The sequence below is a fragment of the Cryobacterium sp. TMT1-62 genome, assembly GCF_004403145.1.
GTDB classification, from domain to species: Bacteria; Actinomycetota; Actinomycetes; order Actinomycetales; family Microbacteriaceae; genus Cryobacterium; species Cryobacterium sandaracinum.
Genome location: NZ_SOGZ01000037.1, coordinates 1 through 20,201, shown reverse-complemented (window position 1 = coordinate 20,201; position 20,201 = coordinate 1). Strand labels below are relative to the sequence as shown.

The window sequence follows — 20,201 nt, the reverse complement described above, 5'->3', positions numbered from 1 at the left end:
AGTTTCTGTTCCTAGACAGTCAGAAACCTAGACAGGAAGCGGCGTGCGGCCGTTAAGGCGCTCCGCAACACCCACAGATGAAGCAGGAGAGCCGAGATTTGGCTCAAAACGGTTTAAACCACGTTGGGAGAGCGCTCCATCCTCAAAATCTCCGTCGAATTGGTTCGACGGGCGGGGTGGGTGAGCCACGGCATCCGTGGGTCCGAGTCAACGGATGCCGCGGCGCGGCTCAGGCCTCCCCGGTTCAGGTCGGGACGGCGCTGATCGGGAGATAGCGGTCGCCGATGACCTCAAAGGCCGTGCTGGTGGCCTCCTGCACGATGTCCATCTGATTCGACAGGTCGTTCAGGAGGTCCATGATCGGCCGGTATTCCAGCTGGCTGCGGATCTGACCCAGCACCCGTTGCGACCCTCGGTCACACCGACGCGGTCGGTGTGCGGTTCCATCTCGCGCAGGCATTGTTCCGCCCGCGAGATGAACAAGGCCACCGACCGCGGAAACAGCCGGCCTCGTAGGCCCCCGACGGAGCGCCGGATGGTCGTCCCCGAAGGCCCGCTGGCCTCGGTCAACGACCGGGTTGGCCAGCAACCGTGCGTTCATGTCTCCCTGCACAGGCTGCGGCCCAGGTTGCAGAAGTGCCACGCCTCGCCGCGGCTGACGCCGGACTCGACCGTGGGCCGCTCCTCCGGCTCGATCACGCGGGGCACCGCGGCCAGCGGGACGGGCCGTGAGCGAGGTGAGCTCGGGGAACATTTCATCCCCCGGCGCGGGGCGCGCCCCGTCCAGCGCGTCCAGCCGCTCAGCCCGCAAGACGACGTGCGCGGTCTGCAGATTACCGAGAGCACCCAGACGGGTGCCCCGGTGCTGGCCACGGGCATCTCCCTCTCGGTGGCGCGGGGTGAGGTCATCGGCCTGGTCGGTGTCACCGGTTCCGGGGCACGCGAGATCGCTCTGGCCATCCTGGGCCGGCTGCCCGAACCGGCGGTGATCGCGGCCGGCTCCATCCTGATCGACGGTATCGAGCTCGTCGGGGCATCGCGGCGCGCCCTCAACCGGCTGCGCGACACGAGAATCTCTCTCATTTCCCCTGCCGCGCCCACGGGCCTGGCCCCGGACCAGGTCATCGGCCGCCAGCTCGCCCGAACCCTGCGCCGGACAGGGGGTCTGTCCCGAACGGATGCCGCCCGGCGTGCGTTGGAACTCCTCGAGAAGGTCGGGCTGCCGGATCCGCAGGCGACGTCGCTGGTGGTTCCGACCCAGCTCGAATCGACCGCGCTGCTCCAGGTGACGATCGCGGCCGCGCTCTCACAGCCCCCGGACATCCTGATCCTGGACGAGCCGACGCGCGCCGTCGAGGCTGCGGGCGAGCCCTCCGCACTGGAGCTCTGCCGCGGGTTCCTCCAGGAGTTCGGACTGTCGATCATCGTGGCCTCCCGGAACCTCGGCCTGGCGGCCGCCACCTACGACCGAGTGGCGGTCGTGGAGGCGGGACGGGTCGTCGAGCAGGCTTCGGCGGCCGAGATCCTCGCTTCACCGCGGCATCCGCACACCCACAGCCTGCTCGAGGCGGCCCGCTACGCGCGCGGCTGACCGGTTCCGGTTAGGCCGGTTCCGTCCCCGATCCGGACCGACCCGACGACACCGCGTTGCGCGCTGCGAGAATGTGCGAGCGCATGGCGACCTCGGCCCAGAGTGCGTCTCCCGACCATAGCGCCGTGAGGATGTCGCGGTGGTGGTGGTTGCTGCCGGCCCGGAAGACGGCGGCGTCGCGGCGGAAGAGCGAGGCCGTCATCGGGGCGCGGCCGACGGACGCGGCCAGGGCCATCAGCTGGGTGACGCCCGACGCGGCCACGATGATGCGGTGGAATTCGGCGTTGAGCACGCCCAGCCGGCCGATGCCCTCGGCGTCGGTTGCGCGCACGAACTCCTCCATGGCGTCAATCAGGATGGCCAGCCGGTCGAGGTCGGCCGGCTCGATCCGCACCGCCGCGAGGCCCGCCGCCCTGCTCTCGAGAGCCGCGCGAAGAAAATACGTCTCGCAGATCTGCTCGGTGGTCCATTCCACGACCGTGGCACCCCGGTTCGGCACGAACTCCACCAGGCCGGCCTCGTCGAGCCGGCGCAGCGCCTCGCGCACGGGGGTGCGGCTGACGCCGAGTTCTTGGGCCAGCGCCGTCTCCCGCAGCGTGGCCCTGGCGGGCAATTCCCCCGAGAGGATGCGCGCACGCAGGTTCGCGAACACGGTCTGTCCCCCCGTCACCCCCACTGTGCTCCTCCCCCGTCGATCGGCCTGACGGCCAATCTGCTTGCCACTATGTCACATCGCGGCCTCAGGAGAACGCGTTCAGGCCGGTCAGGGCCCGCCCGAGCACGAGTTGGTGGATTTCGTCGGTGCCCTCATAGGTGCGCACCGATTCCAGGTTCGCCAGGTGGCGCATCACCGGGAATTCGCTGGTAATGCCGTCGCCGCCGAGGATGACGCGGGCCTCGCGGGCGATCTGGATCGCCTCGCGCACGCTGTTGAGCTTGCCGATGCTGATCTGGGTGGGGGTCAGCGTGCCGCGCTCCTTGAGCCGACCGAGGTGCAGGGCCAGCAGCACCCCCTTCTCGTATTCCACGAGCATGTCGGCGAGCTTGGCCTGGATCAACTGGGTAGCCCCAATCGGTTTGCCGAACACCTCACGGGTCTTCGCGCGCAGGATGGCGGCGTCAAGGCAGCTGCGGGCGGCGCCCATGGCCCCCCAAACGATGCCGAAGCGCGCCTCGTTGAGGCAGCCGAACGGCCCGGACAGCCCAGCGGCACCGGGCAGGATCGCATCGAATGGCACCTGCACGGCGTCCAGGTGCACATCGCACTGGATCGACGCACGCATCGAAAGCTTCTTGCCGATGGGGATGGCGGTGAAACCGATACTGTCGGTCGGAACCAGGAAGCCGCGCACACCGGCATCCGTTTGGGCCCAGACGATCGCGACGTCGGCGATGCTGGCCAGGCCGATCCAGCGTTTGGCACCCTCGATCACCCAGCCGTCGGCGCCCCGGGTGGCGGTGGTCGCCATCGCGGCCGGGTCGCTGCCGCCGGTCGGTTCGGTCAACGCGAAGCAGCCCACGAGCTGGCCGGCGGCCATGCCCGGCAGCCAGTGCTGCTTCTGCTCCGCAGACCCGTACTTGTGGATGGCCGACATCGCCAGCGAGCCCTGCACCGAGACGAAAGTGCGCCAGCCGCTGTCAGCGGCCTCCAGCTCGAGGCAGACCAGCCCGTAGCTCACCGCCCCCGCGCCGGCGCAGCCGTACCCGGTGAGGTGCATGCCGAGGAACCCGGCCGCCCCGAGTTCAGGGATCAGCTCGGCCCGGAAGCGCTTCTCCTCGAAGTCGTCCTCGATGGTCGGCAGGATGCGGTTGGTCGCGAAAGCGCGCGCCGCGCGCGCCCAGACGATCTCCTCCGGCTCGAGCAGGGCATCGAGGTCGAAGACGGTGTCGACCAGCGGGCTGGGCACAAGCGGGGTGGGGCGGCCTGCGGCGGTCACGAGAGTCCTTTGGGGGTCGGCGGAACACGAGCGAGATCTGTGGCTGGTACGGGGGCTCGCCCTGGGGCAGCGGTCGGGGACGGGGCGAGCCAGTCGGCGCCCTCGTGCTCGCCCAGCCGCGGCGGGCACAGGCGGTAGGCGGCCGGGCGGCCGGCGAGGTGGATGGGGTTGGCAACCTGGCGGCTGGTGCGGCCGGCCGCACCCAGTTCCACCACCGGGTCGAGCCCCAGCGCGGCGGCGAAGGCGAACGCCTCGTCGAGGGTGTTGACCTGGCCGGCCGGCACACCGGCATCGGCCAGAACGCCCACCCAGTGCGCCGCGGGCTCGGGCCGGAGCCGGTCCTCAATCAACTTTTTCAGCACCGTGCGGTGCCGCACCCGGTCGGCGTTACCGCGGAACCGGTCGTCGTCGGCCAGGGCGGGAGCCCCGAGCAGTCGCACCAGGGTGCGGAACTGGCGATCGTTGCCCACCGCGATCACCAGCGGCCGGTCGGCGGCGTCGAACAGCTCGTACGGCGCGATGCTCGGGTGCGCATTGCCCATCCGGGTCGGTGACTGCCCGGTCGCGAGGGTGCCCGCGGCCTGGTTGGTCAGTGCGGAGAGCAGGGTGGTCAGCAGGTCCACCTCCACCCGGTGGCCGGCGGTCCCGCCCGCGTCGGTCGCATCACGCGCACGCAGGGCGAGTAGGACGCCGCTGACCGCGTTGAGCCCGGAGAGCACGTCCACGAGGGCCACCCCCACTTTGCTCGGCTCTTCGTCTGGGCGACCGGTGACGCTCATCAGCCCGCCGACAGCCTGTACGAGCAGGTCGTAGCCGGGCAGGCGGGCGCCGGCCCCCGCGCCGAAGCCCGTGATCGAGCAGTAGACCAAGCTCGGATTGACGGCCCGCAGCTGCTCGAAGCCCAGAGCAAACCGGTCCATCACGCCGGGCCGGAAGTTCTCCACCACGACGTCGGCGGTCTCGGCGAGTCGCCGGGCCACGGCCAGTCCCGCATCGGTGCCGAGGTCGCAGACGACGCTGCGCTTGTTGCGGTTCACCGACCCGAAGTAGGTGGAGTCCCCCTGCGCGTCGACCGGCGGCAGCCACTGCCGGGTGTCGTCGCCGACCGGGCTCTCTATCTTGATCACATCAGCGCCGAAGTCGGCCAGCATCATGGTGGCGTAGGGGCCGGCCAGTACCCGGGAGAAATCCGCGACCCGAAGGCCCGCCAACGGCTGCCCGGTTGCGTCCTGCGGCACGACCCACCTCTGTCCCCGTCGACTCGGACCACAGGACTCCGCCAGTGGCCGCTCTGACTCCGATCCTACCGGGCGGGTCGTGACCCGGAGACAGGAACTGCGAACGGGAACTCTCGGTGAAAGTTGGATCCATCGGTTCCGTGCGTTTGCTCGCGCACAGCACTATGGTGAGCACATTCTCGCTCTCCGGCTCGATCGGAAAGGTTCCCATGTCATCACACGCGTCATCCCAGAGGAAAGGGCTCGGCGACGCCGAGCACCTCGAGGCCCTCGGCTACGAAGACACCTTCCATCGTTCGATGTCGCTCTGGGGCAATTTCGCCCTTGGCTTCACCTACCTCTCGCCGCTCGTCGGCGTCTACTCGCTGTTCGCCCTGGCCCTGAGCACGGGCGGGCCACCCTCGATCTTCTGGCTGGTGATCGTGGGCACCGGCCAGCTGCTGGTGGCACTGGTCTTCGGCGAGGTGGTGTCCCAATACCCGATCGCGGGCGGTATCTACCCGTGGACACGTCGTCTCTGGGGCAAGAGGTACGCATGGATGACCGCCTGGGTCTACGTCTGGGCGATGCTCGTCACAATCACCGCCGTCGCGGAATTCGGCAGCGGGTTCCTCGCCAGCCTGATCAACGCGCCCGTCACCAAAGAGGTCACGCTCGGGCTCTCGGTGCTCTTTCTCGTCGTGGCCTTCGCGTTCAACTTCTCCGGCACGAAGATGCTGGCCCGCGCGGCCCGGATCGGGCTCGCTGCCGAATTGATCGGCGTGATCGGTCTCGGCCTCTACCTACTCCTTTTCCAGCGCAAGCAGGAGTTCAGCGTCTTCTTCGACACCCTGGGCGTCGAGGGTGACGGCAGTTACGCCACCGCGTTCCTCGGGGCCGCGCTTGCCGGACTGTTCCTGTTCTACGGCTTCGAAGCCTGCGGCGACGTGGCCGAGGAGGTGCCCGACCCGGCCAGAGGTATCCCCCGGGCCATGATCCTCACCATCCTGGTCGGCGGCGTCTCCGCCCTGTTCTCGTTCGGCGGGTACGTCCTGGCCGCGCCGGACCTGCAGGCCGTGGTCGACGGGACAGACATCGACCCGATCCCCGCGATCCTGGACGCGACCCTCGGCACGGTCGGTGCCACGCTGTTCCTCATAGTGGCGATCACGGCCTTCCTGTCCTGCGTGCTCAGCCTGCAGGCCGCGGCCAGCCGCCTGATCTTCTCTTTCGCACGAGACGGGATGGTCCCCGGCAAGACCTGGCTGGGCCAGGTGTCCCCGCGCACGGCAGTGCCGGTCAACGCACTGATCGTCGCGTCCACGATCCCGCTGTTGCTCTGCGTTGTGATCTACCTGGGCGGCAGCACGATCCTGACCCAGATCACGGCCTTCGCGGTGCTCGGCATCTATGTCGCGTTCCAGGCCGTGGTTCTGGCCGCGCTCCGCCAGCGGTTCAAGGGGTGGCGTCCGGCCGGGCCGTTCAGCCTGGGACCTCTCGGGTTCATCGTGAACATCATCGCCCTGGCCTACGGGATCTCCGCCATGATCCTGCTGGCGCGCCCGGGCACGACCGGGGTGTTCCTCGACGACTGGATCGTGCTGATCGGTTTGGCTGTAGTGATGGGCAGCGGCCTGCTCTACCTCTTCATCGCGAAGCCGCACACCACCTCGCACCAGCCGGAGGGCGACGCGATCGCGGTCGCCGCGATGCTTCGCGCGCACCCGCAGAACACCGATCGGGACGACCCCGCACGCAGAGACGCACGCCCCACGATGGCCAGCGAGTGAGCATCCGTTAACGAGGGAAGGGCCCAGTCTTTTGACGGGCCCTTCCTGGTGCAGCCGGGCTGCGGTGGAACTGACTAGATGCTGTTCACATCGAGAGCGATGCCGGGGCCGAACGTGGTCGAAACGGCACCCTTCATGATGTAACGGCCCTTGGAGGAGCTGGGCTTGAGGCGAACGATCTCCTCGAGAGCGGCGCTGATGTTCTCATTCAGCTGCTCGGCGGTGAAGGACACCTTGCCGACGACGAACTGCACGTTGGCGTGCTTGTCGACGCGGAACGCGATCTTTCCGCCCTTGATGTCGGACACGGCGCGCGCGACGTCAGGCGTCACGGTTCCGGTCTTCGGGTTCGGCATGAGTCCGCGCGGGCCGAGAACCTTACCGAGACGACCGACCTTGCCCATGAGCTCCGGGGTCGAGACGGCGGAGTCGAACGACGTGTAGCCGGCGGCCACCTTCTCGATGAGCTCGTCGCCACCGACCTCGTCGGCACCGGCAGCGATTGCCGCTTCGGCCGCGGGGCCCGTTGCGAAGACGATGACGCGGGCGGTGCGACCGGTGCCGTGAGGAAGAATCACGGTACCGCGAACCATCTGGTCAGCCTTGCGAGGATCGACGCCGAGCTTGAGTGCGACCTCGACGGTCGAGTTGAAGTTCGCGGAGCCGGTCTCCCGGGCCAGGGTGACGGCCTCGGTCGGGGTGTAGAGCTTGTCTGCGTCGATCTTCTCGGCCGCGGCCCGGTAGGCCTTTGACTTCTGTGCCATGTTGAATCTCCTGTAAAACGAAATTGAGAGTGTGGTGCGAGCCTGGCTGGCTCTTCCACGTACTGCTGGTGGCGGGATGCCTGGGGGAGGTGGTTAGGCCTCGACCGTGATGCCCATGGAGCGGGCGGTGCCGGCGATGATCTTCGACGCTGCGTCGAGGTCGTTCGCGTTGAGGTCGACCATCTTGGCCTCGGCGATCTCGCGGACCTGGGCCTGGGTGAGCTTCGCAACCTTGACGGTGTGCGGGGTTCCACTGCCCTTGGCGACGCCGGCCGCCTTCTTGATGAGCTCCGCCGCCGGCGGAGTCTTCAGGATGAAAGTGAATGAACGGTCGTCGTAGACGGTGATTTCCACCGGGATGACGTTGCCGCGCTGGGATTCCGTCTGAGCGTTGTACGCCTTGCAGAATTCCATGATGTTGACGCCGTGCTGACCCAGCGCCGGCCCGATGGGCGGTGCGGGGTTGGCGGCGCCGGCCTTGATCTGAAGCTTGATCAGACCGGTTACCTTCTTCTTCGGTGCCATTGTTCTTCCTTACTTTGTAATGACGAGCAGCCAGGGGCCGCTCTCCCGGTGGCCCGGACGGGCCCCGGTGAACTTGAATCCGTGGGGAGGGTGTTCAGTCCCTTTAGAGCTTGGTGACCTGGTCGAAGCTGAGCTCGACCGGGGTTTCGCGCTCGAAGAGGGAAACCAGCACGATGAGCTTGCCGCTTTCCGCCTTGATCTCGCTGATCGATCCGGGCAGGCCCGCGAACGAGCCTTCCTTGATCGTGATCGTCTCGCCGATCTCGTAGTCGATCTCGGCCGGGAGGGCGCGGGTCGGGACCTTGCCGCCGTGTCCGCCGGTCTTGGCGGTGGGGACGTCTTGGATCTCGACGAGGCTCTTCAGCATGCCGAAGGCTTCCTCGAAGCGAAGCGGCGTGGGGTTGTGCGCGTTGCCGACGAATCCGGTGACGCCGGGCGTGTGACGCACCACGGACCAGCTGTCTTCGTTGAGGTCCATGCGAACGAGCACGTAGCCGGGGATGCGCACGCGGGTGACCATCTTGCGCTGGCCGTTCTTTATCTCGACGACATCTTCCATCGGAACCTCGACCTGGTAGATGAAATCTTCCATGGCCATCGACTGCTTGCGGTTCTCGATGTTCGACTTCACGCGGCGTTCGAAGCCGGCATAGGAATGAATGACGAACCACTTGCCGGGCTGGAAGCGCAGTTCCTTGCGGAATTCCTCGTAGGGGTCTTCGGGGGTCTCGTCCGCGGCGGGCTCGGCATCGACATCCGTTGCCTCTTCAGCCTCGACTGCCACTTCGTCTTCGTCTTCCACGGCCTCGACGGCGGCCTCGGCCTCGTCGTCGGAATCGATGTCGAGGGCCTCGTCGACGAGAGCGTCGGCGTCGGGGTCAGCGGGCTCGGCCAACGCGTCAAGCGCGGCGTCGAGGTTGACTTCGACGCCCATGCTCGGGTCGAACACGTGCACGGCGACCTGCTCGGCAGCCTCTACGGAGTCTTCTTCAGCGGCGAGGGTGTTGCCCTCCTGCGCCTCGTCCTCGGTGGAGGACTGCTCGGCGGCGGTGGCCCAGTCGGCATCGTCGTGATTCGTGTCAGTCACTAAATTTCAATCCTTTTCTATTGCGTGGGTACGAAACCGTGACCCAAACAGCGTTTGCCCTGAGTTCTGCAGTGACTCTTCTTCATTGATGCGTGGCTGCGACCGCTGGGAGCGGATGCGGCACCGGAAGCTGCCTACCCGCCCGGCGTTCCGAACACGTACGTGACGGCGAGCGCGAACATCCAGTCGAAGGCGGAAACGATGGCCATCATGATGACAACGAATACCAGCACTACACCCGTGTAGCTGAGGAGTTCTTTGCGGGTGGGGGTGACGACCTTGCGGAGCTCCGCCATGACCTGCTTGATGAACAGGGACATCCGAGCGAAAGGACCGCGCTTGGAATCGAGCGCAAGTTTCGCGTTTGCGACGATTTCCTCACTGGGTTCGTCGACAACTTTTCGGGCCACCTGATTACACCTTTCATGTGCCGACGGAATGCCACCGACTTGCAGGGCGGACAGGACTCGAACCTGCAACCTGCGGTTTTGGAGACCGCTGCTCTACCAATTGAGCCACCACCCTATGGAACGAAATTCAAACTACCTCGTAGCACTCGGACCCCGGAACGAACCGACAAGCGGGCGCAAAAAAGATTGGCAGAATTGAATTACCTCGTCGAGTCTAGGTCACCCGGGGGCCACTGTAAAGCCGAGACAGCCCCAGCAGAACGAGGCAGCCCCGTATGCTCGAAGCGTGGCCCACGAATCCAAGCGCATCTCTACCCGAATCGGCTCCATTGCGGAGTCCGCGACCCTCAAGGTGGACGGCAAGGCGAAGGCCCTGCAGGCCGCCGACCGGCCGGTCATCAGTTTCGCCGCGGGCGAGCCTGATTTCCCCACCCCGGAGCACATCGTCGAAGCCGCCCTACTGGCGGTCCGCGACCCGAAGAACCACCGGTACACTCCGGCGGCCGGGCTGCCCGACCTGCGCGAGGCCATTGCGGCCAAAACGCTCCGTGACAGCGGCCTGGCGATCTCGCCCAGCCAGGTGGTCGTCACCAACGGCGGCAAGCAGGCCGTCTACCAGGCTTTCGCCACGCTGCTCGACCCGGGCGATGAGGTGCTCGTGCCCACGCCGTACTGGACCACCTACCCGGAGTCGATCCGGCTGGCCGGCGGCGTGCAGGTCGACGTCTTCGCCGGCAGTGACCAGAGCTACCTCGTCACCGTCGAGCAGCTCGAGGCGGCGCGCACGCCGCGCACCAAGGTGCTGCTGTTCGTGTCGCCGTCCAACCCCACCGGAGCCGTCTACTCCCCCGAGCAGACGAAGGCCATCGGCGAGTGGGCCGAGGAACACGGCCTCTGGATCGTCAGCGACGAGATCTACCAGAACCTCACGTATGACGGCGTGCGTGCGATCTCGATCGTCGAGGCCGTCCCCGCGCTGGCCGACCGCACCATCCTGGTCAACGGCGTCGCCAAGACCTACGCGATGACCGGCTGGCGGCTCGGCTGGATGGTCGGCCCGCAGGACGCGATGAAGGCCGCCGCCAACCTGCAGTCGCACCTGTCGTCGAACGTGTCGAACATCTCCCAGCGCGCCGGGATCGCCGCACTCAACGGCCCTCAGGATGCCGCGATCGCCATGCGGGATGCCTTCGACCGTCGCCGACAGGTCATCGTCGCCGAGCTGAACACGATCCCCGGCATCGTCACGCCGACGCCGCAGGGGGCGTTCTACGTCTACCCCGACGTCACCGGCCTGCTCGGACGCACCTGGGGCGGCGTCACCCCGACCACCTCCCTGGAGCTGGCCGATCTTATCCTGGACCAGGCTGAGGTGGCCGTCGTGCCCGGCGAGGCGTTCGGCCCCAGCGGCTACCTGCGCTTCTCCTACGCGCTCGGCGACGCGGCCCTGCTCGAGGGCGTGCAGCGCCTCCAGCGGCTGTTCGCCTAGCGCAGCGCGCCAAACGGCTCGCCGGTGAACCGACAGCTTGGGGGGTCAGGGGCCCTTCTGCTCCCCCCTTCCTGTCGCTCGGCCGGGGCTGTGGACAATCTCCGGCACCCTGTCCACGCTCGAGCGCCGCACCGCTATCCTGCGACGGATACCACCCGGCGCCTTCCTCAGTCATCACACCGCCGCCCTGATCGTCGGCATTCCGCTGCCGCTGGTCATCCCCATCGTGCCGATCCTGCAGTTCATCTCCGGCGTCTATCTGCAGTTCTACCTGCTGCCCGACTGGATGCAGAACGCGGCCAGCGTATTCCCACTGAAGTGGATGGCGAAGGGCATGCGCGGAGTGTTCCTGCCCGACAGCTTCGCGAACCTTGAGCAGAGCGGTTCCCGGGACTTTCCGCTGATCGCGCTGAGCCTGCTCATCTGGCTGGTGGTGGGGCTGGTGCTCAGCCGGGTCACGTTTCGCTGGATCCGCAAGGACACCTAGGAGCGTGACTCCTGAATGGCTTGTTGTGTCGCTCACGGAAGGTCAGAGCTGACCGCACCGCGTGGACACTGTTCATCACAGGATGAGCACCGGGCCCGGCCTCGAACCAACTCGACGGAGATTTTGGGCCAAACACCCATTTTTGAGCCCAAACGCGCTGTTCAGAGTGAAATCTCCGTCGAATTCGTTCGGGACGAGTTGCGGCAGGGCCCAGACTCGACCGACATGGCGTTTGCAGCGCACGTCCATCCCGCGTCGCGGTCCACTGCACGCCTGCGTCGGCCTCCAGAACAACGACCTCGGAACCCCGAGCCGCGAACCCCCATCGCCCGCAGCCATCAGGGCTCACTCACCGAACGACACCCGGCATTGTCGGCTCGGGCCACCGCGAGCACACTGGCAGCATGACCGACGCACCCGAGAGCCAGACGACGCCGTCGGCCGCGGGGCCCGGCACTCCCCCCACCCCCTCCGACGGGAGCAACGACTTCTTCGCCGCAATCCGTTCCACGGGGATCGTGCGCGGGAGCGACCGTTGGCTGGCCGGCGTCTGCGGCGGAGTCGCACTGCGAGCTGGGCTGAACCCCACGCTGGTGCGAGTTGTGACCATCGCGCTGGGCGTCCTCGGCGGTCCGGTTCTGTTCACGTGCGCGGTCGGCTGGGCTCTCCTGCCCGGCCCGACCGGTCGCATCCATGCCGAACAGGCCGTTCGCGGCGTCTTTCCGCCCGTCATGATCGGGATCATCGCGCTGGTGGGCATCAGCTCTGCCTCCTACACGCGCAGCCTGTGGTGGCAGAGCCCGGCGGCCGTGCTGCCCGACTGGCTGGCGACCACACTCGCGGTGGGCTGGAGCGTCGGGGTGACGATCGGGCTCATCTGGCTGGTGTTCTTCCTGGCCCGACGCACCACGGCGCCGGCCGGCGGGTACCCGCACAGCACCGCCGCGGAAGGCATCGGGGCCGGTGTCGCTTTCGGGGCCATGCAGCCCGCCGAAGCAGCGGGCAGCTCCGGGACAGCCGGCACAGCCGGCGGCGCCGTCACCGTCGGCGGCCCTGCCGCGCCACCACCCGGACGCGGCTCCTGGCGCGACCTTCGCCCCGGGGCCGGCTTCAGCGCGATCGTGCTCGGGTCGGCATTGCTCTGCGGCGCGGTCGCCGCCGGTGTGTGGTCGGGCGGCAACTGGTCGGATGCCGCACTGGTGCTGGGCCTGGCCGTCACGCTGGGGGTGCTGGCCGTTGGCATCATCGTGTCGGGCATTCGCGGAAAGCAGAGCGGCGCCCTGGGTGGGTTCGCGTTCCTTGCGGCGGTGGCCCTGGTGCTGCTGGGCCTATTCCCGAGCGGCACCGCGTTCTTCCTGGTCGGCATCCCGGTCTGGACGGTCAGCGCCGATGCCGACGCTGCTCCCCCGGGGTATGCCGTGCTCTCCGGCCGGGCCACCATCGATCTCACGGCCCTCAACGCGGCGAGCGTGGAGGACCGCACGATCGATATCTGGATGGGCGTGGGCGTCACCGAGCTGATCCTGCCCCGCGGCCGGGCCGTGCTGGTGGAGACGAATGCGCTGGCCGGCAGGATCGACTACGTCGGCGGCTCGGTCGCCGTGCAGCAGGGCGGCGCCTTCTACTCTGACTCGCGTACCTTCAACGACGACGGCGCCGGCACCGTGGCCCGCGTCCGCGTCTGGACGGCGCTCGGCCAGGTCACTGTCGTCGGCCCCTCGCGTCTGGAACCCTGATGACCACGACCCCCGACCCGAACCAGCCGCCGAACCCGCCGTTCGCCCGGCCGCTCGACGATCAGCCCACGGATGCCGTCACGTCCGTGACGGCAGCACCTGACCCCGCGCCCGCCGAGCCCGAGGGCCATGGGGAGAGCGGTCACGAGGTGGAGGTTGAGACCACCCGTGCAGCCCCGGCTCACACGGTCGCCTGTCCGAGCCCCATCCCTGACTACGCGATGGAGCCCTCCGTCGAGCCGCCAGCGACGGCACAGGCGTTTCTCGCCTCGGACCCGCCGTTTCCGGTCGCGCCGGTGCCGACGGCCCGCGCCGCGGCCCCGACCGCCGCCGCCGCCGCCGCCGCCGAACCGGCGTACCCCGAGGCATCCATGCGACTTCTCCGCCGCCCGCTGTTCAGCACGATCGTCTGGGGAGTGATCCTGCTCGCCCTGGCCGGCTACGTGCTGCTCGGGGTGCTGGTACCTGCTCCCGCCGATCCCACGCTCTGGCTGCTCGGCGGCGTGATTGTGATCGGACTCCTGCTAATCGTGGTCGGCATCATCGCCGCGCTCCGCCGCGCCGGCTGACGCCCCCGCCCGCGCTCACACCCCGGTTTGACGGCTTCAGGCCCGCGAGAGCGGCGCGGGCCGCGCTAGGCGTCGAGGCCGACGAGCACGGGCTCGGGCTGCAGGATCACGCCGAACTCGGACTGCACGCGAGCCTCCACCAGCCGGGCGAGCTGCGCGATCTCGTCGGCGGTGGCCCCGCCAGTGTTGGTCAGCGCAAGGGTGTGCTTGCTGGAGATCGCGGCGCGGGAGCCCGGCAGCCGGAAGCCGCGCGAGATCCCGGAGTGCTCGATCAGCCAGGCGGCGCTCAGCTTCACGAGCGGCACGGACCGCTCCCCGGGGATCGGTCCGACGCCGGCATACTCGTCGAGCGGGATCACCCGGTCGGGCAGTTCCTGCTCGCCGAGCGGCCAGCGGGGCACGGCGTCCGGCAATGTGCGCGAAAACGCCAGCGACACGATCGGATTGGTGAAGAAGGAGCCGGCGCTGCGGGTATCAGCGTCATTCGGGTCGAGCACCATGCCCTTCCCCGCGCGCAGGGCCAGGACGGCGCCCCGCAGCTGCGCGAGCGGCACCCGATCGCCCAGCTGCACGCCGAGTGCGGTCGCAAGCTGCGGGTAGGACACCGGCCGGCTGAGCGCGCCGCCGAGAACGGATGCCTCGCTCTGCGTGTCGTGCAGGTTCAATTCGACCGCGATCACCAGACCGCGGAGCCCCTGTTTCAGAGCCGAGGTGCGGTAGCCCAGTTCGAGCTCGCCAGCCTCCATCCGTCGCCGTTCGCCACTGTCGTAGTCGAGGAAGTCGATGGCAGCCAGGCTGTTGCCGAGTTCCTGGCCGTAGGCGCCGATGTTCTGCACCGGGGAGGCCCCGGTCGAACCGGGGATGCCGGAGAGTGCCTCGATACCGGACCAGCCCTGCGCCACGGTGTAGGCCACCAGCTCGTCCCAGGGCTCGCCAGCCTGCACTCGCAGCACCAGCCGGTCCGGGTGATCAGACGGCGAAGGGGACGCGGGAGAGGAAGCCGAGACAACGTCCACCCCGCGGGTCAGCACCCGGATCACCGTACCGTCGAAGCCCTCGTCGGCCACGATCGTGTTCGATCCGCCGCCGAGCAGCAGCCACTCATCGCCCGAGGCCCACACGATCAGGGTCTGGTCGACAAGGTCCTGCTCGGTGGCGGGCGACACCATCCGGGCGGCAGGGCCGCCGACGCCCATGGTGGTCAGGTCGGCAAAGGTCGGCGCGGAGGCAGCGGGGCTCGTCATCGGGAACGACCACTCAGACCAGGCGCACGCGTGCCTGCGCCTTGCCCAGCACAGTCACCTCGCCCGACGACACGATGAGGTCGATGCGGGCGACGCCGGCATCCGTGTCGATGGCGCCGACCTTGGCGACCACGGTCACGACCGCCGCGCCGTCGGCCGGCACGAGCACGGGGCGGGTGAACCGCACCTGATAGTCCACGACGCGGCCGGGGTCGCCGACCCAGGCGACGACCGGCTGAACGGCGAAGCCCATGGTGAGCATGCCGTGCGCGAGCACGCCGGGCAGTCCCACGGACACGGCCACGTCGTCGCGGTAGTGGATGGGGTTGAAGTCTCCGGATGCCCCGGCGTAGTGCACGAGGGAGTCGCGCGTGAGCGGGAACGTGCCCTCGGCGACGACGTCTCCGACGGTCAGGTCTGCGAGGCGGGGCGTAGCGATGATGGTCATTCGTCTCCCCTGACGACAAGGGTGGAGGTCGCGGTCACGACGTGCGCGCCGGCGGCGTCGACGATGGTTGACACGGCCGTCACCATGGAGTGGCCGCCGAGGCTTTTTACGCCGGCCACGTGGAGCGTGGCGGTGAGTTCGTCACCGGCCACGATCGGGCGGCTGAACGTGAACCGCTGGTCTCCGTGCACGACGCGGGTGAAGTCGATGCCGGCATCCGGGACGGCCAGAAGCTGCGCCAGGGTGGCCTCCTGAACGACCACGGCGAATGTGGGCGGGGCGACGACGTCGGCGTAGCCCGCGGCGCGCGCGGCCTCCGGGTCGAGGTTGATCGGACTCGTGGCAAAGACCGCGCGAGAGAACTCGCGCACCTTCTCCCGGCCGACGAGATAGGGGGCGACGGGCGGGAAGACCCGGCCCTGCAGTTCGGGGTTGACAGACACAGGCCGAGTTTACCGGCCTCGGCCGGGGACGGCGCCATCGGGCAGACTGGCTGGTGTGAAGATCAAGCGCGTGCGTCTGGGTGACCTTGAGGTGGTCCCGCTCCTGGCCGACCTGGCGCGGGAGTATGACGAGCGCTACGGCGACGGCGACTCGGTGCACGACGTGCCGGCGGATGCCTTCGCCCCGCCGAGCGGCACCTTCCTCGTGCTGCTCGATGGGGGCGTGACGGTGGCGGGTGGCGGCATCCGTCGCCTGAGCGAGACGACCGGCGAGGTGAAACGGATGTGGACCAACCCGGCCTACCGCCGGCAGGGCCACGCCGTGGCCCTGCTCGCCGCCCTCGAGGAGGTGGCGCAGCAATTCGGCTACCGGCACCTGCGCCTGGAGACGGGCCACGCGCAGCCGGAGGCGCTCGCGCTGTACCGGCGCCTCGGCTACCGGGAGATCGGCAATTACGGGATCTACGAGAACGCGACCGGGTTCGAGCGCACGTTTGCCTCCCCGGAACGCCCCGCCTGACAGTCCGGCATTGGCCTGCGACACGCCCGCTTGCTAGCGTAGACACGTCATGCCTAACAAATTAGAGCCACACCCCGACCTTCCCATCGACCTGCCCACGGCCGAACGCATCCATGCGGCCGTCGCGCATTATGGCGAACAGGCCGTCATCGACAATTCCGTCGCGCTACTCCGCGCCAAGAACGCCGGCAAGGACTTCCTGCTCTACGCCGGCGGACGCCACGCCCTGGGCATCCTCGAAGGTGCCCCCGCCCTCTACTGGCCCGAGCTGTGGGGTGCCCGTGCGCTGCTCTACGTCTGGGGCGATTCGGCGGCACCGTACATCGTCGTCGGCATGAACAACCAGGCTTGGCGGGTGCGCGAGATGTGCGCCAAGGTCGTCCTGCTGCGCGGCCTCGAGGTGGCGCCCAAGCTGGTGCGCCTGACCACCGACGAGGTTCCGCGCGTGCGCGCCGCGGCCCTGCATGCGCTGGCCGCCCAGGGCACCGCCGACCACCTCGCCACCATCGTGCAGCGTCTGCGCGACCCCGACAAAGAGGTGCGCCGCGCGGCCCAGCAGGCCCGCGACGTGCTCAACGCACGGTGGAACCTTACGGTCGAGCAGGGCCAGGGCACCGAGCAGACCCACGGAACCCGGCACACCCACCCGAGCGCGTAGCCGAGCCCGGAACCGGGACACACACGCAGTACCGAGACGGGGGGTCCGGATGTTCCATCGCTTTGTGGCCATGGGCGACAGTTTCACCGAAGGCGTCGGTGACGACCTGCCGGGCGGCCAGGTGCGCGGCTGGGCCGACCTGGTCGCGCTCGGGCTCGCCGCGGCATCCGCCCACCCCGTCTCCTACGCCAACCTCGCCGTGCGCGGTCGGCTGCTCGGCCCGATCGTGGCGGAGCAGCTGGAGTCCGCGCTCGCGCTCGGCCCCGACCTGCTCAGCATCTGCGGCGGCGGCAACGACGTGATGCGGCCGCGGGTCGAGATCCCCTATGTGGTCGACCTGATGCGGAAGGTCGTCGACCGGGCCGAGGCGCAGGGCGTGCACGTGCTGGTGCTCAGTGGCGGCAATCCCTCGCACCACCTGCCGCTCGGTAACCTGATGCGCCGGCGTGGCGATCAGCTGGCGGATGCCGCGCGCGCCGCCTTCGACCGGCCGGGCGTCACGCTCGTCGACAATTGGGCCGACTCCGAGCTGGAGCACAAGCGGTTCTGGTCGGTCGACAAACTGCACCTCAACGCGCTCGGGCACACCCGGGTGGCCACAAACGTGCTGGCCGAGCTGGGGGTGCCGGTTCCGGTGGAGTGGCTGGATGCGCCCGCCGCGGCCGACGAGCAGGTGCAGAGCACGACCGCGTATTACCGCGAGTTCGTGCTGCCGTGGATCGGACGCCGGCTCACCGGACGCTCCTCCGGAGACGGCCGCCCGCCCAAGCGGCCCACCCTGGAGCCGGTCGATGTCGGCTGATCTTTCCGGAAGGGGCGCCCGCGCCGCGACCAGGCTGCCGCGTCGGGCCCGCATCCGGCCCGGGAGAGTCGATTTGCGTCCCCTCACGCGCGCGGATTGACGGCGATCGATTTTCGGCGGTAGATTGCATCGATAGTCATCAATGTATGTAGGTCTCAGTCGAGGGAGAACACCATGAGCGAGAATAGTAACCCGGTGCGCGAAGAGGTGCGGGCCCGCTACGCGAGCGTGGCCGTCTCGGTTACGAATGAGGGGCGTCGGTCGCTGCTCACCGAGGCGCCTGCCGCCGGCTGCTGCGAACCGGCCGCCATCGACGAGAGCCTGGTTTTCGGCTCCGCGCTCTACGACGACGCGTCGACCGCTGACCTCCCGGGCGCGGCCCTGCTGGCGAGCCTCGGCTGCGGCAACCCCACGGCGGTCGCAGACCTGCAGGCCGGCGAAACCGTGCTCGACCTCGGCTCGGGCGGAGGCATCGACGTGCTCCTCTCCGCCCGCCGGGTCGGCCCCACCGGGTTCGCCTACGGCCTCGACATGACCGACGAGATGCTCGACCTTGCCCGGCACAATGCGGCCGCAGCCCAGGCGCAGAACGTCCAGTTCCTGAAAGGCACGATCGAGGAGATCCCACTGGGCTCCGGCAGCGTCGACGTCGTCATCTCCAACTGCGTGATCAACCTGTCGACGGACAAACCCGCCGTGATCGGCGAGATGTTTCGCGTGCTACGGCCCGGCGGCCGCGTCGGAGTGTCCGACGTCGTGGCCGAGAACCACCTTGCGCCCGCCCAGCGGGCCGAGCGCGGCTCCCACGTGGGCTGCATCGCCGGCGCGCTCTCGATCACTGAGTACGAGTCCCTGCTCGCCGCCGCGGGCTTCGAGCAGGTGGGCGTCACCCTGACCCACGAGGTGACCGACGGGATGCACGGCGCCATTGTGCGGGCGGTCAAGCCGGCCGGCGCCGCCTAGACCGGCCAGCGACGCCTAACCCGCGGTGGGTACGCGCAGCAGGGCACCCTCCCGGCGGCAGGTGGCGGCCGCGATCAGCATGGCGTCGGCCAGCAGGGCCTGCCAGCCCGCGGCATCCGTGGGCACCCCCCTTGTCAGCATGGTCTGCACGGCCCCGGCGAGGGTGGCGTCGCCCGCGCCCATGGTGTCGACGACGGCGCCGGGAAGCACGGCGATCGGCTCGCTGACCCGCAGATCGGCGCCGCAGGCAACGGATGCCCCCGCGCGCCCGGCCGTGGCCAGCACCGTCTGCGTGCCGGCAGCCAGCAGCCGCTCCCGCAACTCTTCGAGGGTGCTGCGGTAGAGCAGCTCGGCGTCCTCGTCCCCCACCTTCGTGAGGAGGCTCCGGGCAGCGATTCGTTCGAAGTTCGCCACGAACAGGTCGCCGTCGGCGAGCATGCCCGAACGCGGATTCGGGTCGATCACGAGGCGGCGTTCCGGCTCCGCGACCGCGGCGATGAAGGCATCCGTCTGGGCCGTGTCATCGAAAGGGAAGCAGCTCACGACCACGAGGCGGGCGTTGTCCAGGGCCGCGCGCTCGGCCGGGCCGAACTCGATGCGGCGCTTCCGCGCGGCCTCATTGAAGGCGTAGGTGGGCTCGCCGTCGGTGCGGTCGGAGGTGGCGCGGGAGCTGCCAAACGGCCCGGGTGTGGCGACCAACGTCACGTCGTGCGCGGCGAGGAACTCGCGCAGCCGGGCACCGTCGGCGTCGTCGCCGACCATGGCGATCAGGGTGGTCGGCACACCGAGCACGGCCAGGCCGACGGCCACGTTGAGGGCGGCGCCGCCGGGGAACTCCAGGCGGGACCCCGGGCTCAGCATCTCGTCGATGAGTGCGTCGCCGACCACGACCACCCGGTTCTGCTCAGTCAGGTTCTGCTCAGTCAGGTTCTGCTCAGTCATTCGCTCTCTCCCTTGCCCCTGCCAACAACCCTGTCGCACCAAGCCTAGGTGAGTGAGTCCTCATCGATATTGAACCAATTCGACGGAGATTCTCGTGCAGAACTGCTTTTTAGGCGCGTTGAGGAGCAACTCTGGCAAAATCTCCGTCGAATTCGTTCGGNGTTGTTCCCACTGACGTTGTGAGCACGGTCGATGGGTGATTTGCCGCCGATGCCGGTATGGGGTCTGTGGTGATTGTAGCTATGGATCCAGTCTTGGTAGGTGGCTGCTCGGGCGGCGTCTGAGTTGTAGTGGTGGGCGTAAGCCCATTCCGCGGCGAGGGTGCGGTGGAATCGTTCGATCTTTCCATTGGTTTGGGGTCGGTAGGGCCGGGTGAACTTGTGCGTAATGTCGCCCAGAGCGTCGTTGAAGAACTTCGACCGGTAGCAGGAGCCATTGTCGGTCATGACGCGCAGCACAGTGATGTCGTGGGTCGCGTAAAACGCGTTCGCGCGGCCCCAGAAGCCGGCCGCGGTTTCCTTCTTCTCATCGGTCAAGATCTCTGAATAGACCAGCCGGGAATAATCGTCGATCGCGGAG

22 protein-coding genes, 1 tRNA gene and 1 pseudogene are annotated in these 20,201 nt (G+C 68.4%); 10 read left to right on the top strand and 14 right to left on the bottom strand.

What is annotated here, in order from left to right:
- Positions 1 to 244: 244 nt before the first annotated feature.
- On the bottom strand, positions 245 to 400 hold the full coding sequence (locus tag E3T34_RS15875; protein WP_166785889.1) for a hypothetical protein: 156 nt from the start codon (positions 398 to 400) through the stop codon (positions 245 to 247).
- 135 nt (positions 401 to 535) lie between these two features.
- On the opposite strand from E3T34_RS15875, the gene E3T34_RS11040 reads away from it, so the two are divergent.
- Complete coding sequence (locus E3T34_RS11040) at positions 536 to 1,591, top strand: ATP-binding cassette domain-containing protein (protein WP_166785888.1); 1,056 nt, start codon at positions 536 to 538, stop codon at positions 1,589 to 1,591.
- A 10-nt stretch (positions 1,592 to 1,601) separates the two neighbouring features.
- Here the strand turns inward: E3T34_RS11040 and E3T34_RS11035 are convergent, their stop codons facing one another.
- From E3T34_RS11035 to E3T34_RS11025, 3 genes are all read right to left on the bottom strand, one after another.
- Positions 1,602 to 2,261, bottom strand: coding sequence for a GntR family transcriptional regulator (locus tag E3T34_RS11035; protein WP_134343004.1), 660 nt, complete (start codon positions 2,259 to 2,261; stop codon positions 1,602 to 1,604).
- Positions 2,262 to 2,331: 70 nt separating this feature from the next.
- Positions 2,332 to 3,486, bottom strand: a complete 1,155-nt coding sequence (locus E3T34_RS11030) for an acyl-CoA dehydrogenase family protein (protein ID WP_134343007.1) — start codon at positions 3,484 to 3,486, stop codon at positions 2,332 to 2,334.
- 38 nt (positions 3,487 to 3,524) lie between these two features.
- Positions 3,525 to 4,766 (bottom strand): CaiB/BaiF CoA-transferase family protein, encoded by a 1,242-nt coding sequence (locus tag E3T34_RS11025; protein WP_174843137.1) that lies wholly within the window; start codon positions 4,764 to 4,766, stop codon positions 3,525 to 3,527.
- A gap of 209 nt (positions 4,767 to 4,975) precedes the next feature.
- On the opposite strand from E3T34_RS11025, the gene E3T34_RS11020 reads away from it, so the two are divergent.
- Positions 4,976 to 6,535 carry an APC family permease gene (locus E3T34_RS11020; protein WP_104100760.1) on the top strand — a complete coding sequence of 520 codons (1,560 nt, stop codon included), beginning with the start codon at positions 4,976 to 4,978 and terminating at the stop codon, positions 6,533 to 6,535.
- 74 nt (positions 6,536 to 6,609) lie between these two features.
- On the opposite strand, the gene rplA is transcribed toward E3T34_RS11020, so the two are convergent.
- The 5 genes from rplA to E3T34_RS10995 form a co-directional block, all read right to left on the bottom strand.
- Complete coding sequence (gene rplA, locus E3T34_RS11015; RefSeq protein ID WP_104100759.1) at positions 6,610 to 7,299, bottom strand: 50S ribosomal protein L1; 690 nt, start codon at positions 7,297 to 7,299, stop codon at positions 6,610 to 6,612.
- Positions 7,300 to 7,392: 93 nt separating this feature from the next.
- The gene (gene rplK / locus E3T34_RS11010; protein WP_104100758.1) at positions 7,393 to 7,824 is read right to left on the bottom strand and encodes a 50S ribosomal protein L11; all 432 of its coding nucleotides are present in this window, start codon (positions 7,822 to 7,824) and stop codon (positions 7,393 to 7,395) included.
- Between the two features lie 103 nt (positions 7,825 to 7,927).
- Positions 7,928 to 8,911 carry a transcription termination/antitermination protein NusG gene (gene nusG, locus E3T34_RS11005; protein WP_134343003.1) on the bottom strand — a complete coding sequence of 328 codons (984 nt, stop codon included), beginning with the start codon at positions 8,909 to 8,911 and terminating at the stop codon, positions 7,928 to 7,930.
- A gap of 134 nt (positions 8,912 to 9,045) precedes the next feature.
- Positions 9,046 to 9,321, bottom strand: coding sequence for a preprotein translocase subunit SecE (gene secE / locus E3T34_RS11000; protein WP_104100756.1), 276 nt, complete (start codon positions 9,319 to 9,321; stop codon positions 9,046 to 9,048).
- Between the two features lie 42 nt (positions 9,322 to 9,363).
- Positions 9,364 to 9,436 (bottom strand) — tRNA-Trp (locus tag E3T34_RS10995).
- Between the two features lie 171 nt (positions 9,437 to 9,607).
- On the opposite strand from E3T34_RS10995, the gene E3T34_RS10990 reads away from it, so the two are divergent.
- The 4 genes from E3T34_RS10990 to E3T34_RS10975 all read left to right on the top strand — a co-directional run bounded on the left by E3T34_RS10990 (position 9,608) and on the right by E3T34_RS10975 (position 13,602).
- Complete coding sequence (locus E3T34_RS10990) at positions 9,608 to 10,810, top strand: pyridoxal phosphate-dependent aminotransferase (protein ID WP_134343002.1); 1,203 nt, start codon at positions 9,608 to 9,610, stop codon at positions 10,808 to 10,810.
- Positions 10,811 to 10,847: 37 nt separating this feature from the next.
- Positions 10,848 to 11,297: an ABC transporter permease gene (locus E3T34_RS10985; protein ID WP_134343001.1), complete on the top strand. Its 450-nt coding sequence runs from the start codon at positions 10,848 to 10,850 to the stop codon at positions 11,295 to 11,297.
- Positions 11,298 to 11,701: 404 nt separating this feature from the next.
- Positions 11,702 to 13,033 (top strand): PspC domain-containing protein, encoded by a 1,332-nt coding sequence (locus E3T34_RS10980; RefSeq protein WP_134343000.1) that lies wholly within the window; start codon positions 11,702 to 11,704, stop codon positions 13,031 to 13,033.
- Positions 13,033 to 13,602 carry a hypothetical protein gene (locus E3T34_RS10975; RefSeq protein WP_134342999.1) on the top strand — a complete coding sequence of 190 codons (570 nt, stop codon included), beginning with the start codon at positions 13,033 to 13,035 and terminating at the stop codon, positions 13,600 to 13,602. The genes E3T34_RS10980 and E3T34_RS10975 overlap by 1 nt, the downstream gene beginning before the upstream one ends.
- A gap of 65 nt (positions 13,603 to 13,667) precedes the next feature.
- On the opposite strand, the gene E3T34_RS10970 is transcribed toward E3T34_RS10975, so the two are convergent.
- From E3T34_RS10970 to E3T34_RS10960, 3 genes are read right to left on the bottom strand one after another with little or no spacing between them, the layout of a single operon-like run.
- Positions 13,668 to 14,846 (bottom strand): UDP-N-acetylmuramate dehydrogenase, encoded by a 1,179-nt coding sequence (locus E3T34_RS10970; protein WP_104100751.1) that lies wholly within the window; start codon positions 14,844 to 14,846, stop codon positions 13,668 to 13,670.
- Between the two features lie 13 nt (positions 14,847 to 14,859).
- A complete protein-coding gene (locus E3T34_RS10965; RefSeq protein WP_134342998.1) occupies positions 14,860 to 15,294 on the bottom strand; it encodes a MaoC/PaaZ C-terminal domain-containing protein in 435 nt (144 codons plus the stop codon).
- The gene (locus E3T34_RS10960; protein ID WP_104100749.1) at positions 15,291 to 15,737 is read right to left on the bottom strand and encodes a MaoC family dehydratase N-terminal domain-containing protein; all 447 of its coding nucleotides are present in this window, start codon (positions 15,735 to 15,737) and stop codon (positions 15,291 to 15,293) included. The genes E3T34_RS10965 and E3T34_RS10960 overlap by 4 nt, the downstream gene beginning before the upstream one ends.
- Before the next feature lie 55 nt (positions 15,738 to 15,792).
- Between E3T34_RS10960 and E3T34_RS10955 the strand changes: the two genes are divergently transcribed.
- From E3T34_RS10955 to arsM, 4 genes are all read left to right on the top strand, one after another.
- Positions 15,793 to 16,257, top strand: a complete 465-nt coding sequence (locus E3T34_RS10955; RefSeq protein WP_166785887.1) for a GNAT family N-acetyltransferase — start codon at positions 15,793 to 15,795, stop codon at positions 16,255 to 16,257.
- Between the two features lie 49 nt (positions 16,258 to 16,306).
- Positions 16,307 to 16,915: a HEAT repeat domain-containing protein gene (locus E3T34_RS10950; RefSeq protein ID WP_134342996.1), complete on the top strand. Its 609-nt coding sequence runs from the start codon at positions 16,307 to 16,309 to the stop codon at positions 16,913 to 16,915.
- A 49-nt stretch (positions 16,916 to 16,964) separates the two neighbouring features.
- Positions 16,965 to 17,717: an SGNH/GDSL hydrolase family protein gene (locus E3T34_RS10945; RefSeq protein WP_134342995.1), complete on the top strand. Its 753-nt coding sequence runs from the start codon at positions 16,965 to 16,967 to the stop codon at positions 17,715 to 17,717.
- A 174-nt stretch (positions 17,718 to 17,891) separates the two neighbouring features.
- Positions 17,892 to 18,680 (top strand): arsenite methyltransferase, encoded by a 789-nt coding sequence (arsM, locus tag E3T34_RS10940; RefSeq protein WP_134342994.1) that lies wholly within the window; start codon positions 17,892 to 17,894, stop codon positions 18,678 to 18,680.
- A 15-nt stretch (positions 18,681 to 18,695) separates the two neighbouring features.
- Here the strand turns inward: arsM and E3T34_RS10935 are convergent, their stop codons facing one another.
- Both E3T34_RS10935 and E3T34_RS10930 read right to left on the bottom strand, forming a co-directional pair.
- Complete coding sequence (locus E3T34_RS10935; protein WP_134342993.1) at positions 18,696 to 19,622, bottom strand: carbohydrate kinase family protein; 927 nt, start codon at positions 19,620 to 19,622, stop codon at positions 18,696 to 18,698.
- A gap of 167 nt (positions 19,623 to 19,789) precedes the next feature.
- Positions 19,790 to 20,201 (bottom strand): annotated as a pseudogene (locus tag E3T34_RS10930) (integrase core domain-containing protein); the annotation flags it as partial.